Below are 13835 nucleotides of genomic sequence, written 5' to 3' on the forward strand. Positions count from 1 at the left end.
GAAGGGAGAGTTGAATGATGAGCGAAAAAGTATTTATTAGTCCAGGTAAATATGTGCAAGGGAAAAATGTGATTGATAAAACAGGTGAATATGTTAAGCCTTTAGGCCATACGGCTTTGGTTATTGCGGACAAGCTGGTTTGGGAGATTGCAGCCGATCGAGTGGTCAAAAGTCTGGAGCAGGCTGATATCACTGCTATAAAGGTTGAGTTTCAAGGAGAAGCATCCAAAAATGAAGTAAACCGTATTGCTGATGAGGGACGAAGCGGCCAGGTCGATATTGTCATTGGTGTAGGTGGCGGTAAAACACTGGATACCGCCAAAGCCGTTAATGAGCTACTCGGTTCCTCGGTGGTGATTGTTCCAACAACCGCCTCTACAGATGCCCCTACCAGTGCTCTATCTGTTTTGTACACGGATGAGGGTGCATTTGATACCTATACCTTTTTCAGTAAAAATCCGAGCTTAATCCTGGTTGACACGAAGGTCATATCTCAGGCACCGCCTTTGTTCCTCTCCTCAGGTATTGCGGATGCCATGGCAACGTGGATTGAAGCCCGTGCAGTCATTGAAGCTCGTGCTACAACTATGGCTGGCGGCTTGCCAACCTTGGCGGCAGAAGCCATTGCGTCCAAGTGCGAGGAGGTTCTTTTCGATTACGGACTGCAAGCTTATGAATCTGTGAAGCGCAAAGTCGTTACACCAGCGCTTGAAGCGGTGGTAGAAGCCAATACATTGCTAAGCGGTTTGGGCTTTGAAAGTGGCGGCTTGGCAGGTGCACATGCCATTCACAATGGTTTTACCGTACTCGAAGGAGACATTCATCACCTGACGCATGGCCAAAAAGTAGCTTTTGGCACCTTAGTACAGCTTGCCTTGGAAAAAAGACCTTTAACTGAGGTGGAGCGGTATATTGATTTTTACCTAAAACTCGATCTGCCGGTTACGCTGGAAGACATTAAGCTGCAGGGAGCTTCCCGAGAGGATTTGTACCGAGTAGCTCAGGCTGCTACCAAAGAAGGCGAAACCGCTCACAATTTACCATTTGCTGTTACAGCGGATGATGTGCTTGATGCGATTTTAGCGGCTGATCAGTATTCAGTTGCCTACAAGACTAAAATTGGACATAGAAACTAATCACATACGAAATAAGTAGATTCAAAGGTCGCTGATAAGCGGCCTTTTTCCATTATTTAACTTGCGGCTTATGGTATGATTTTCATGGTACATAATTAGAAAATTACCTAAAATTTGAGAGGGGTTTAGCGATGGCCAAATGGAATGTAGAAGACCAAGGTATTCAATATAGTATTGAGTACAAGCGTGGCTTTACCGGAGGAAAAATTATTGTGAATGGTAGCGAGCAGAAGGTGAAAAGCCAGAACGCATTTTTGAACTTGATTGATTTTCCAATTCGATTGAAGGAGAAAGCTGTGAATGTTGTGGTCATTGGCAACAAAGCAGATTTAGCTGTGGACGGTATATATCTTGGGTCCAATCAACCTTATGTTCCAGTAAGTAAAGCTCCGGGCTGGAGCTGGGCTTTTGTCGTAGTCAGCTTGGTTATAGGGTGGCTATTTGCAGGTATCTTTGGTCTGTGTTTGGGGATATTAGGCAGCATGTTTTATGTGAAATCATCTTTATCCTTACATCAAACCATTAATCGAAGAGTTGTAAGCTGCTTTATTGTCTTTTTCATCATCAGCATAGTACAAATCGTATTTGGACTTGCAGCGAATTATTGGATTAATACACTGTAAATGTATGTAACATAACTTAAAGATGAAGCAAGAAGGCTCTCTCGCATGAAGCGGTGAGAGCCTTTTTTACCGTGTTAAATCGCCCAATTTCCTTTACGGAAGATCGGTTCCTCAGTACCGTCTTCGGTAACACCGTTGATATCCATTTCACCTGAACCAATCATAAAATCGACGTGAGTCAGACTGGAGTTCAGACCGTTGGCAGCCAACTCCTCTTGAGTCATATCCTTACCGCCTTTAAGATTGAATGCATAAGCATTACCGATAGCCAGATGGTTAGAGGCATTTTCATCAAACAATGTATTGTAGAATAAAATATTTTTATCAGAGATCGGTGACTTATGAGGCACGAGCGCAACCTCGCCCAGGTAGTGTGAACCTTCGTCCATTTCTACGAGATGCTGGAGAGTCTCCAGACCAGTCTCGGCCTGTACTTCGACAATACGACCATTTTCAAAGGTCAGTGAGAAGTTGTCGATGATATTGCCACTGTAGCTGAGTGGCTTGGTGCTGCTGACTTTACCGTTTACTCCCGTTTTAAGTGGAGCAGTAAATACCTCTTCAGTAGGCATGTTGGCTACAAAAGTATGTCCCTGTTGGTTGACGCTTTCGGCTGCTACCCATAGATGGTCTTTTGCCAGTTCGATAGTGAGGTCTGTACCTGGCGCCAGATAATGCAGCTTTTTATAGCGTTTGGAATTTAAAATATCAGCTTTGCTGGAGAGGGTTTTCAAATGCTCATTCCACGCCTCCACAGGGTTGTCCAGATCCACACGTACAGTGCTGAAAATGGCTTCCCACAGTTTATCCATTTGCTCGGAAGCTGGCAGATCAGGGAATACTTTGGCTGCCCATTCTGCTGAAGGATAAGCAATCAGAGACCAGCTAAACTTGTCAGCCATTTGGTATTCACGGTATTGACGTAACTCATGGGATCGCACACGCTGAGCAGCGGTAATTCTGCTGGACGGAATCCCTTGAAGCAAATCAGGATTCTCGGCAATGACATGGAGCACTGCAGCGCCATTTTCGACTTCTTCAGTCATTTCGGCTGCGTACCATTTGGGAGCAATATTAAAAGTTTCATCAGGAGCTAGTTCATACTGTAATCGGGTAACCGTCTCATCACTCCATTTTACTTTTACCAGCTTAGCTCCGACAGTATACGCTGATTTAACGATAAGTCGTACGAGTTCGGCGGACAAGATTGGCGCATGAACGATAAGTGTCTGCCCAGGTTGGACATTGGCGCCCACTCGAACGGCTAATTCCGCATATTTCTGCAATTTTTGTTGAAAATCTGACATGTAACTTTCCTCCATTTCACGAAAAAGCCTCAAATAAGAATAGGGTAATTCGCACAGTTTTTTTGCAAATTCCACACATAGCTTATATATTGTACAATGTAACGAAAAGGTTCACAAATCAGTTTTGGTACTTTTTAGTGAAAATGAAAGGGCGGATAAATAAATGACGGAGCAAAATTCTTCTCAGGAATTGAAAGAAGTACATATTCAGCAGGCGCAAATGACTAGAGATGAGAACGGTGCATATTTAGGCCAAGTGGTATTTGGAGTAGACGGACAGAGTTCTATATATGAAATCACCTTCCACAGTAAAAAGGGAAAGGAGTGGGATTATAGTCTCCATTTTGCAGGAGAGCCACGCTTGGAGGAAGAGATGCTACAGATGGATAGCTGGATTGAAGAGAACGATGATCTTTTCGACTATTTGCTGGATGCGGCATGGAGTAAATTACCCGAGTAATGTAAACATGGTCTATTTTCGTGACAAGCGGATTATATTTAGCAGTGTCCGCATAATCTGCTGACATGGGGGAAGCCTAAAGGTCGAGTATAACAGGAAATTCCATGTGAATAGGAGGGTGAAGCTTTGGCAAATCATCTGTTCACCGAAGGAATGACGGCAAATGAAGAGGCTGCTCCCGATCTCCTGAGCTTACGGACGCTGTTTGTAAATGTGTGTTTTATCGGAGAGCCGGGAAGTCGATCCTGGGTGCTGGTGGATACGGGGATGGCAGGATTCACAGACTCGATTATACGCCTAGCTGAAGAACGGTTTACGGGTCCTCCGGTTGCTATTGTGCTTACTCACGGTCATTTTGACCATGTAGGTTCGGTTATTGAGTTGGTTCAGCATTGGGGTACACCTGTTTATGCACACCCTTTGGAATTACCTTATTTAACGGGAATGAAAGATTATCAAAAACCTGACCCTAGTGTTGGGGGAGGCTTGATGTCGGGAATTTCCTTCTTGTACCCCAATGATGCTATAGATCTCGATGATCGCATCACCTCCTTGCCCCAAGATGGTAGTGTCCCCGGCGCCCCTGGTTGGAAGTGGCTGCATACACCAGGACATACGCCTGGTCATGTATCGCTTTTTCATGAGCGGAGACGCTTAATGGTAGCTGGTGATGCTTTTATCACGGTAAAGCAGGAATCGGCCTTGGCTGTGCTTTTACAGGAAAAAGAAATCCACGGACCGCCTGCGTATTTTACAACAGATTGGCAAGCTGCACAGCGGTCAGTGAGGATGTTAGCAGGCTTAAAGCCTGCAATTGCAGTTACAGGGCATGGACATTTCATGCAAGGTACCGAGCTGACTGATCAGTTGGAAAAGCTGGCTGGAAATTTTGAACACATGGCAGTACCCAAACAGGGACGTTATGTGTAATATGTGTGAAGGACGATGCCTTGCGGGGCATCGTTTTTTTGCGTGGACGTGGAATTTTTTTGCTGGACATGGTATAGTCAAGCCAAAAGCTAAACGCTTTCATTAAACATCGTCATTTCATCAAGGAGGATTTTTGATGACACAACAGCATACTGCAATTGGTGATCTTTATTATGGAATACCGGCGATTCGTCTTAAATTTGGACGATATGAAGCGGTTGCCCTGCCAGGAAACGGCGCAAATCTGATTTCTTTTCGTGACAATGAGACGGGATATTCTTTTTTACGTGAGCCAGATGCTGAGAGCATAGAGGCTTTTAAGCAAAGCCCATCCGTTTACGGAATTCCTTTCTTATTCCCTCCGAATCGATATGAGGATGGAAAATTCCTGTGGAATGGTGTTACATATGAGCTGCCAATTAATGAAGAGGCTACCCATAACCATTTGCACGGCTTTTTACACACCGTTCGGTGGGAGGTTGAGGATTACGGTTCCGGGGAGCAAGGTAGTTATGTGGTAATGAATCAGCATGTAAGGGAAGGGCATCCTATGTTCCGTTATCTACCCTTCACCTTTACGATGAAGCTGACGTACAGCCTTGACGAATTTGGCCTGCATCAGCGTTATGTGATCCATAACGAGGGGGATCAGCCGATTCCCAACTTGTTTGCCTTTCACACAGCCATTCGGGTACCGTTTGTACCTGATAGCTCGCCTGAGGATTACAAGATTAAGGTTACGATCGGTGAGCGGCGTGAGCTGACAGATCGGTTGTTGGCCACTGGACAGTTCCAACCTTTATCCCCGGAAGAGGAACTGATGAAGACAACAGGAGTTAGCCCTTATTTTGCCTCTATGGATAATCATTATACGGCGGCTCCGCAAAATGGACGTAACTATATGGAACTCACACACAGTAAGACAGGTGCTACCCTTGTATACGATGTAGGCACTGCTTATAAGCACTGGATGATCTGGAACAACAAAGCGAACCAGGAATTCATCTGTCCTGAACCGCAAATGAACATGATCAATGCACCGAATCGACCAGACTTGCCTGCGGAAGACATCGGGTTAATTGCACTGGCTCCGGGACATATTTTTGAAACAACCAGCCGTCTGTATTGTGTTACTCCGAATAAAACGAAATCTTAATATGTTTTTTATCCAAATAAGCTTGCATCGTGGTGAACGGTGCAGGCTTTTTCGATTGCTAAGGCTCCAGTTACAAGACCACTAAGAAAGATTATGAAAAAGGTTGCAGAAAAGCAATGTGTCATAGTATGATACGAAACAGGAGATGATCAGATGAATCATGGAATGATGCCTTTTCAAGCTGTTAAACGCAAGCAAATTGCAGATGAAGTGGCTGAGCAGTTGCAACGAAAAATTGCTGCTGGTGAATGGAATGTAGGCACTAAGATTCCAACTGAGCCCGAGCTTATGAAGCTATTTGGAGTCGGGCGATCTACAGTTCGGGAGGCGGTTAGCGTACTGGTGCATGCCGGTCTATTAGAGAAAAAGCAAGGACACGGGACCTTTGTCTGCCAACCGACGACTTCTCAAGAACCATTGGATTACCGACTAAGCCGTGCTGAAATTATTGAAGTTTATGAAGTGCGGAGCGTGCTGGAACTGGAGATTGCCAGATTAGCTGCGTTACGTCGTAATGACGAAGATTTACGCTTGATGCGAGAGGCACTGGACCGTCGAGCTGCGACATTGGCTGCTGGAGATATGAATGGGTACTTGGATGCGGATATTACTTTTCACTTGGCTGTTGCAGCAGCTACAGGCAATAAGGTGCTTACGGACGTATACCGCAGCTTTGTAGAGGCTATTCGCAAGGCGCTGAGCAATCTGATTACCGATCCGGCGATGCCAAATCATTTTACACTTCAGCATGAAAAAATTTATGAAGCGATCTTGGATCAGGATGGTAAGGCTGCAGAGTTATATAGTATTCAGCATTTGGACGGCACCAAGCTGGAGCTGCAAAAGCATATGGGAAGTTCCTAATTTTTTTAATCCTAAACATCAGATGATCGGATGAATAAAATGATGTATAAACCTTCTACTTTGAGCATCTCCTAAAATCAAACCAAAGGTGGTATCTGTATGCGCAAAATATGGGTGTTGGACACAACGTTAAGAGATGGAGAACAATCACCAGGAGTTAGCTTAACCAGCACAGAAAAGGTGGAAATCGCTCTTCAGCTTCAAAAATTAGGCGTAGATCGGATTGAGACCGGCTTTCCGGCAACCTCACCTGGTGAGATCATCAGCATGCAGGAGATTGCCAAACAGGTCACCCAAGCAACACTGGTTGGTTTTGCACGCTCGAAAGAGCAGGATATAGATGCGGTCAGAGAAGCTCTACGGGGAGCGGAGGACGCTTGTCTTCACTTGTTCCTGGCTACCTCACCTATTCATCGCCAGCATAAGCTACGAATGGATAAAGCGAAGGTATTAGAGACCGCTGCTGCTGCCATTCGTTATGGACGTAAGTATTTCAGCAAGGTAGAATTTTCGGCAGAGGATGCCAGTCGTACCGAGTTGGACTTTATTTGTGAAGTTGTAGATATGGCAATTCGCGCTGGAGCGACCGTCGTCAATTTACCGGATACCGTAGGTTATGCCTCGCCAGATCAGTTTGGAGAAATGTTTAGAATCGTAAAACAACAAGTACCAGGTATTGAAAAAATACAGCTTAGCACACACTGTCATGATGATCTTGGGATGGCAACAGCTAATACGCTGGCAGCTATCCGTAACGGTGTAGATCAATTTGAAGGTACCATTAATGGTATTGGCGAGCGAGCCGGAAATACACCTATCGAGGAGGTCGCACTGGCCCTTGACACGAGAACCGATCTCTATGGTGCACAAACGAGTCTGGTTTTGGAGGAGCTGTATGCTACCAGTCGACTGGTAAGCAAGCGTACTGGAATGTCGGTACCGGGGAACAAGGCCATTGTTGGGGCCAACGCATTTGCACATGAGTCCGGTATACACCAGGACGGGATGCTGAAGGAGCGTACAACATATGAGATCGTGTCCCCTGAGCGCATTGGTTTGAAGACCAGTAAACTTGTATTAGGCAAGCATTCGGGAAGTCATGCGTTTAAGGAAAAACTGGCGGACATGGGGTTTGATGTTTTGACAGAGGAACAACTTCAGGCTGCATTTCGCAAATTCAAAGCCTTGGCAGATAAGAAAAAACAGGTGTTGGATGAGGATTTACTTGTCCTGATGGATGAAAGCCGCAATGCCTCACCTCAAATTTACACACTAAATTCTATTCAGGTGTCCTATGGTAATCAGTCGGTTCCAGTCGCCTCTATACGGTTGAATAAACAAGATGGCACATCAATTGATGAAGTTGCGATGGGTAATGGTTCTGTAGATGCGATTTTTCATGCGATTGACAAGGCTAGTGGTGAAGTGGTGGAGTTGGAGGATTACTCCATCCAGTCTGTAACGTATGGCAAAGATGCGTTGGGGGAAGTTCACGCTATTTTGAGGCAAGGTGAGTACACAGCACTGGGAAGAGGTACTAGTACAGATATTTTGGAAGCTAGCGCTAAAGCTTATATCGACGCACTAAATAAGCTACTGGGCAGAAAAGAAGTGCATGCCAAAAGCAACATCACGATTAGCTGAGGCTGGTAATCAAGCTTATAGCTGAATTTTTTCTTCTATCTCCTCTAACCTTATCGTAAAAAAGCGCTTGCAAAATATATGATAACATTTGAAATTTAATGTATAATAGGCAAAGAAGATCACCATATTTTGTCTGAATTACATAGGCCAAGAGGAGGAAATGAGTTGAACTACCGCATTGAAAAGGATACGTTGGGCGAAATCAAAGTACCGGCAGATCGTTTGTGGGGAGCGCAGACACAGCGCAGTAAGGAAAATTTCCCGATTGGCTCGGAGAAAATGCCATTAGAGGTCATTCAGGCGTTCGCGGTACTCAAAAAAAGTGCGGCGATCAGCAATTATAAGTTGGGTAAGCTATCTCAGGAAAAACAGGATGCTATTATTTATGCAGCGGATGAAATTCTAGCTGGACGAGTTGATGACCATTTCCCATTGGTTGTATGGCAGACAGGGAGCGGTACGCAGTCTAATATGAATGTCAATGAAGTGATTGCTCATCTAGGCAGCGAATGGTTACAAGAACAGGGAAAAGATGCGAAGCTGCATCCGAATGACGATGTGAATATGTCGCAAAGCTCAAATGATACGTTTCCTACAGCGCTTCATGTAGCGGGTGTCATTGCGGTCGAGGACCGTTTGTTGCCTGCCATTGACAAGCTGAAAGAGACTTTTCAACAGAAGTCAGAACAGTTCAAGGATATTATCAAAATTGGTCGAACCCATTTGCAGGATGCTACACCACTTACACTGGGTCAGGAAATTAGCGGCTGGTATGCCATGCTGGATAAAAGCAAGCGGATGATCGTCGACATGGTTCAATATATGAAGGAGCTGGCGATTGGCGGAACAGCAGTGGGCACAGGAATTAATGCTCATCCAGAGTTTGGTTCCCGAACCTCTGCGGAAATTTCCGGCTTCACTGGCAAAACGTTCACTTCTGCACCTAATAAATTTCATGCGCTGACCAGTCACGATGAAGTGGTGGCTGTACATGGAGCAATCAAAGCGCTAGCTGCGGATTTGATGAAAATCGCCAATGATGTTCGCTGGCTGGCTAGTGGTCCGCGAAGCGGCTTGGGGGAAATCACGATTCCTGCTAACGAGCCGGGTAGCTCCATTATGCCAGGTAAGGTAAATCCGACCCAGAGTGAAGCACTGACGATGGTCGTTACGCAAGTCATGGGTAATGATGCAGCTATCGGCTTTGCAGCAAGTCAAGGTAATTTTGAACTGAATGTGTTTAAGCCAGTAATCATATACAACTTTTTGCAATCAGTTCATCTACTGGCCGATTCCATCATTGCTTTTAATGACAACTGTGCCGTTGGCATCGAGCCCGATCTCGCCAAGATTGAGCACAATTTGAATAATTCACTAATGTTGGTGACAGCATTGAATCCACATATTGGATATGAAAATGCTGCTAAAATCGCTAAACTTGCACATGCAGAAGGGCTGTCTCTAAAGGAAGCGGCACTCCGCAGTGGACTGCTGACGGAAGAGCAGTTCGATCAATATGTTGTACCAGCACATATGATTCAGCCCAAAGCCTAAGCACGACGAACGGGTACAGCTTGAGAAATTTTAAAAAAATGTACAAACCAGCTTGTGGAGTGCGGAATTTAGCACAAACCATAAGCTGGATTTTTTGATTTTCTCATATATTTTTTACTTATGATTAGTATTCTGTGTGATTTGAGGGTATATAGTTAGAAGGCGAAAAAATGAACATTTATTTTCAAGATAGGAGAAGCCGTATGGAACAGACAACCGTGATTAATTTGATTGTGCTTTTGCTGTCCGGCTTGCTGCTGGTCGGTGTGCTGACTACCAAATTTTCCAGCCGTTTCGGTATGCCTGCGCTCGTTTTGTTTATTGCTGTAGGCATGGTGCTCAGTCAGTTTATTTATTTTGATAATGCCTTTATCACACAGCTGGTGGGCATTCTCGCGCTCATTGTAATCTTGTTTGAAGGCGGGATGCAGACAAAGTTTACAGATGTTAAGCCAGTAATTCGACCTGCGTTGTCATTATCAACGTTAGGGGTCATCATCACGACTGTAGTCATTGGCGTGTGCGCCAAGTTTATTTTAGGCGTAAGCTGGATGGAATCCATGCTGTTTGGCGCTATTGTCGGATCGACAGATGCGGCAGCTGTGTTTTCCGTTTTAGGAGGTAAAAACATCAAAAAGCGAATTACCTCGACGCTTGAAGCGGAATCCGGCAGTAATGACCCGATGGCTGTATTTCTCACAGTAACATTGATTGAGCTGATACATCACCCTGAGCAATCCATTTGGATACATATCTTGTTGTTTTTATGGGAAATGGGTTTTGGTCTAGCCGTTGGTTTTGTACTCGGACGCTTAGGTGTATATGCGATTAATAAAATGAATTTTGATTCATCCGGTTTGTATCCTGTAATGGCATTGGCATTTGCAGTCTTGACGTATGCGGCGGCATCGTTACTGGAGGCGAGCGGATTGCTGGCGGTATATGTCATGGCCATTGTATTGGGAAATTCCGACTTGACCTACAAGCGATCCATTATTCATTTTAACAATGGCTTCGCCTGGATGGTGCAAATTATGATGTTTGTCCTGCTCGGCCTATTGGTCTTTCCCGATCAATTGCTGGGCATTGCGTGGCAAAGCTTGGCGCTCTCCTTTATCCTGATGCTGGTGGCTCGTCCAATAGGTGTGTTCCTAAGCTTGCTTTTTTCCAGGTACTCTGTTCGTGAGAAGACACTGTTATCCTGGGCAGGACTGCGGGGAGCGGTACCCATTGTACTAGCAACTTATCCATTACTGGACGAAATGGATGTAGGACCTTTGTTTTTTAATGTCGTATTTTTCGTCGTGCTCACCTCTGCGATTATTCAAGGTACCACGATCTCGTGGCTAGCGGTGAAGCTTGGCTTGATGGACCCTAACGAGACATCGTCGCCTTCACTGTTGGAATTAGTTTCTTTGGGAAAAACCACTTCGGAAATCAACCATATTCAGGTACAAAAGGGGATGTCGATCGCCGGCAAGGCGATTCAGGATATACAGCTGCCTGAAGACATCTTATTCACAGCCATTATTCGGAACGAGCAAATTATTGCCCCGAGAGGTACAACTGTGATTGAACCGGGCGATACTTTGTATGTGCTTAGTCCCAAACTTAAGCGACAGCAGATGAAAGAGCTGTTCATGCTACTCGAACCGGAGGCTGCTCCGTAAATAGGATATCCCCCCTATTTACAGTCCTTCACATTTATGTGAAGGGCTTTTTGCTGTATTCTTTTTCAGAGTGGATGAATCTGTTAAAAAATTGACACTATCATTCTACAAAATTAGTTTATGATATTGTCGTTAGATGTCGCAGCCTATCGCTACTGATCATTTGATGGGCAATAGTGAAGAAATACGATAGAAGTCACCAAACAGGAGAGATGATGAATGAAACCGGAAGTCTTGCCACAGCGTGCAGCAGCTCGCAGGCAGAAAAATAAGAAAAAGAAACGAAAAGGAAAATTTGGTCGCTTTATGTTGCGACTTTTTATTGTATTCCTGTTAGCAGGAATTGGGGGCGGTGCATGGTTGTTTTTAACCCCTTCTGGCAAGGAGATGCGCTATTTGGCTGCGGATACGCTGATTACGACTCAGCATCGTCACTGGGCGAAATATTTTATCGGCGAAGCAGAGGCGAAGAAGCGCGTGGCTGAATATTCGGCCCGGTTCGAAGAGATGGGAGAGGAAAAGGATAGACATACAATCAATCTGCCTGATCTGATACCTACTAAAGTACAACAGACACCGTTGGTTGAAGTGGAAGAGGTGTCGGGTCGTAACTATCATGGCTATGTTATGACGGTGCATGACCCCACTAAAATTAGGCTCGGGGTTCCTGCTAAAGTCGGCCGGGGAGAACATGTATCTAGTATGGTCGAGCGTTTGGGGGCCGTTGCTGGTGTAAACGGCGGTGGATTCGCTGATCCCAACTGGAACGGGAATGGCTTTAAACCGATTGGTGTTGTCATTTCTCAGGGCCAGATATATTACAACGATATGGGTAAAAATGCCTCTGTTCAAATCGTAGGTATTGATAAACAGGGAAAAATGATAGCCGGTCACTATTCGTTGTCCGAGTTGTCCAAAATGAATGTGCAAGAAGCGGTTACTTTCCAACCACGCCTAATTGTGAATGGAAAAGGCCTGATTCGCAGTGCAAGCGAGGGATGGGGCATTGCTCCCCGTACCGCGATGGGACAGAGAGCAGACGGGGCAATCCTTTTCGTAACCGTCGACGGTCGCCAGCCTGGGTACAGCATAGGTGCCAACTTGTATGATATGCAAAATATTTTACTTAAGCATGGAGCGGTTATCGGTGCTAATCTGGATGGAGGTTCATCAACGGTGCTCGTCAAGGATAACACCATTGTCAACAAGCCTTCCTCTGAATACGGAGAACGATATTTGCCGACTGCGTTTCTCGTATTTGAGCATCCAGAGACCGTCAGTATCCCGAACATCTGGGCAGGGATGAGACCTGGAGACATTGACGCAGCCAAAAAGAAATAGAGCCGGAATGAACAAGTCTATTAAGTGAACGGAGACTCATAATGAAGCTAGATCGAACAGGATTTCAGCGATTGTTTGTCGCCTTGCTGATGCTACCATTGCTCTTGACAACAATGCACCAAGGAGAAGTCGAAGCGGCTGAACAGGGAACCACAGCACCTCAATCAACACAACTAACAGATATTGTTATAGCCGGTCAACCCTTAAACAACAAGACCAAATCTCTATTGATTGACGGTAAGCTCATGGTACCGCTTAAACCTTTGGCTGAAGCTGTAGGTGCAAGCTACCATTGGGATGCTAAAAAAAAGCAGGTCACGCTGCAAAAGTGGGCAGAACCCTTAGTTCTTAAGGAGCGATTACGTAAGAGCAAGCAGCAGCTTACATTTGAGGTTGTAGGTAAAGACGTATATGTGCCTCTTAGAGATGTATCTCTTGATTTAGGTTATACGTTAGAGAAGACAAATACACAGATTCAGATCCAGCCACCGATTCACGGTAAACTAAAAGAACAAATATATGAGGGAGATCTCGTGGCAGCACGTGAAGCATTAATCCACTTAGAAAGACGTTCTGTCCATCCTTATATAGAAGAACATCGTCCTAACACTGAGCTGCTGTCCAGTGTCTATATGTTCCCCCAAGGCGAAGCATTGCGGTATTTTACAGTGAACGGGGATGTGCTGAGTCTGGTTGAAGTGAAGGACGGTTTTCCGATTGTTACCTATCAAGGGTATGTGGGAGCTCCCTTTGATAAAACCTTTACGATGGAATACGATCCACTGGAGCTGTTTTTGGCTAATAAAGCCAAAGATCAGTGGGGAACCTATCCGAAATTAAATAAGCCGCTGATCTACAAGTATACTACAGGATGGGGAGACAGCAGCACTACTTTTTATGGGCGTGTTACTATAGATAAAAAAGAAGAGTTGTTGGGTACGACGGGTGATCCGGTAAGCGGGCTCCCAGCCAATGCCAAGCAGATCATGAAAACCTTCAAGCTGCCGTGGGAATCGCGTACAGACGCCCAGCAGGCGATAGAATAAGATGAGTTAAACAGCCATTACAAAAAAGCGTGTATCGTTGAAGTTAATTTAACTTCCCGGTACACGCTTTTTACAATGAAATGGGTAATTGATATTGTGATATG

General features: G+C 45.1%; 12 protein-coding genes. 11 read left to right on the forward strand and 1 reads right to left on the reverse strand.

What is annotated here, in order from left to right:
- Window positions 1–17 precede the first annotated feature (17 nt).
- Both G9G57_RS21970 and G9G57_RS21975 read left to right on the forward strand, forming a co-directional pair.
- Window positions 18–1136, forward strand: coding sequence for a glycerol dehydrogenase (locus tag G9G57_RS21970; RefSeq protein ID WP_102998021.1), 1119 nt, complete (start codon window positions 18–20; stop codon window positions 1134–1136).
- A gap of 131 nt (window positions 1137–1267) precedes the next feature.
- The gene (locus G9G57_RS21975) at window positions 1268–1759 is read left to right on the forward strand and encodes a hypothetical protein (protein WP_016820779.1); all 492 of its coding nucleotides are present in this window, start codon (window positions 1268–1270) and stop codon (window positions 1757–1759) included.
- Window positions 1760–1833: 74 nt separating this feature from the next.
- Here the strand turns inward: G9G57_RS21975 and G9G57_RS21980 are convergent, their stop codons facing one another.
- Complete coding sequence (locus tag G9G57_RS21980; protein WP_017427025.1) at window positions 1834–3066, reverse strand: aminopeptidase; 1233 nt, start codon at window positions 3064–3066, stop codon at window positions 1834–1836.
- Between the two features lie 163 nt (window positions 3067–3229).
- Between G9G57_RS21980 and G9G57_RS21985 the strand changes: the two genes are divergently transcribed.
- From G9G57_RS21985 to G9G57_RS22025, 9 genes are all read left to right on the forward strand, one after another.
- Window positions 3230–3526 carry a hypothetical protein gene (locus G9G57_RS21985; protein ID WP_013371376.1) on the forward strand — a complete coding sequence of 99 codons (297 nt, stop codon included), beginning with the start codon at window positions 3230–3232 and terminating at the stop codon, window positions 3524–3526.
- A 126-nt stretch (window positions 3527–3652) separates the two neighbouring features.
- Complete coding sequence (locus G9G57_RS21990) at window positions 3653–4456, forward strand: MBL fold metallo-hydrolase (protein WP_017427024.1); 804 nt, start codon at window positions 3653–3655, stop codon at window positions 4454–4456.
- Between the two features lie 136 nt (window positions 4457–4592).
- On the forward strand, window positions 4593–5612 hold the full coding sequence (locus G9G57_RS21995) for an aldose 1-epimerase (protein WP_016820782.1): 1020 nt from the start codon (window positions 4593–4595) through the stop codon (window positions 5610–5612).
- Window positions 5613–5765: 153 nt separating this feature from the next.
- The gene (locus tag G9G57_RS22000; RefSeq protein ID WP_031461535.1) at window positions 5766–6476 is read left to right on the forward strand and encodes a FadR/GntR family transcriptional regulator; all 711 of its coding nucleotides are present in this window, start codon (window positions 5766–5768) and stop codon (window positions 6474–6476) included.
- Between the two features lie 99 nt (window positions 6477–6575).
- Window positions 6576–8120 (forward strand): 2-isopropylmalate synthase, encoded by a 1545-nt coding sequence (locus G9G57_RS22005; RefSeq protein WP_044786031.1) that lies wholly within the window; start codon window positions 6576–6578, stop codon window positions 8118–8120.
- 165 nt (window positions 8121–8285) lie between these two features.
- The gene (gene fumC, locus G9G57_RS22010; RefSeq protein ID WP_016820785.1) at window positions 8286–9674 is read left to right on the forward strand and encodes a class II fumarate hydratase; all 1389 of its coding nucleotides are present in this window, start codon (window positions 8286–8288) and stop codon (window positions 9672–9674) included.
- Between the two features lie 203 nt (window positions 9675–9877).
- Window positions 9878–11344: a potassium/proton antiporter gene (locus G9G57_RS22015; protein ID WP_016820786.1), complete on the forward strand. Its 1467-nt coding sequence runs from the start codon at window positions 9878–9880 to the stop codon at window positions 11342–11344.
- A gap of 219 nt (window positions 11345–11563) precedes the next feature.
- Window positions 11564–12685 (forward strand): phosphodiester glycosidase family protein, encoded by a 1122-nt coding sequence (locus G9G57_RS22020; RefSeq protein WP_102998022.1) that lies wholly within the window; start codon window positions 11564–11566, stop codon window positions 12683–12685.
- Between the two features lie 41 nt (window positions 12686–12726).
- On the forward strand, window positions 12727–13731 hold the full coding sequence (locus G9G57_RS22025; protein WP_164965553.1) for a stalk domain-containing protein: 1005 nt from the start codon (window positions 12727–12729) through the stop codon (window positions 13729–13731).
- Window positions 13732–13835: the final 104 nt, after the last annotated feature.

Source organism: Paenibacillus sp. EKM211P (assembly GCF_011066175.1).
Lineage (GTDB): Bacteria > Bacillota > Bacilli > Paenibacillales > Paenibacillaceae > Paenibacillus > Paenibacillus polymyxa.

Bases quoted from the DNA above. Each gene is read 5' to 3' on its own strand.
- G9G57_RS21975 (WP_016820779.1), top strand. From the start codon at position 1,268: ATGGCCAAATGGAATGTAGAAGACCAAGGTATTCAATATAGTATTGAG.
- G9G57_RS22020 (WP_102998022.1), top strand. From the start codon at position 11,564: ATGAAACCGGAAGTCTTGCCACAGCGTGCAGCAGCTCGCAGGCAGAAA.
- G9G57_RS22005 (WP_044786031.1), top strand. From the start codon at position 6,576: ATGCGCAAAATATGGGTGTTGGACACAACGTTAAGAGATGGAGAACAA.
- G9G57_RS22025 (WP_164965553.1), top strand. From the start codon at position 12,727: ATGAAGCTAGATCGAACAGGATTTCAGCGATTGTTTGTCGCCTTGCTG.
- G9G57_RS21970 (WP_102998021.1), top strand. From the start codon at position 18: ATGAGCGAAAAAGTATTTATTAGTCCAGGTAAATATGTGCAAGGGAAA.
- G9G57_RS22015 (WP_016820786.1), top strand. From the start codon at position 9,878: ATGGAACAGACAACCGTGATTAATTTGATTGTGCTTTTGCTGTCCGGC.
- G9G57_RS21980 (WP_017427025.1), bottom strand. From the start codon at position 3,066: ATGTCAGATTTTCAACAAAAATTGCAGAAATATGCGGAATTAGCCGTT.
- G9G57_RS21985 (WP_013371376.1), top strand. From the start codon at position 3,230: ATGACGGAGCAAAATTCTTCTCAGGAATTGAAAGAAGTACATATTCAG.
- G9G57_RS21995 (WP_016820782.1), top strand. From the start codon at position 4,593: ATGACACAACAGCATACTGCAATTGGTGATCTTTATTATGGAATACCG.
- G9G57_RS22000 (WP_031461535.1), top strand. From the start codon at position 5,766: ATGAATCATGGAATGATGCCTTTTCAAGCTGTTAAACGCAAGCAAATT.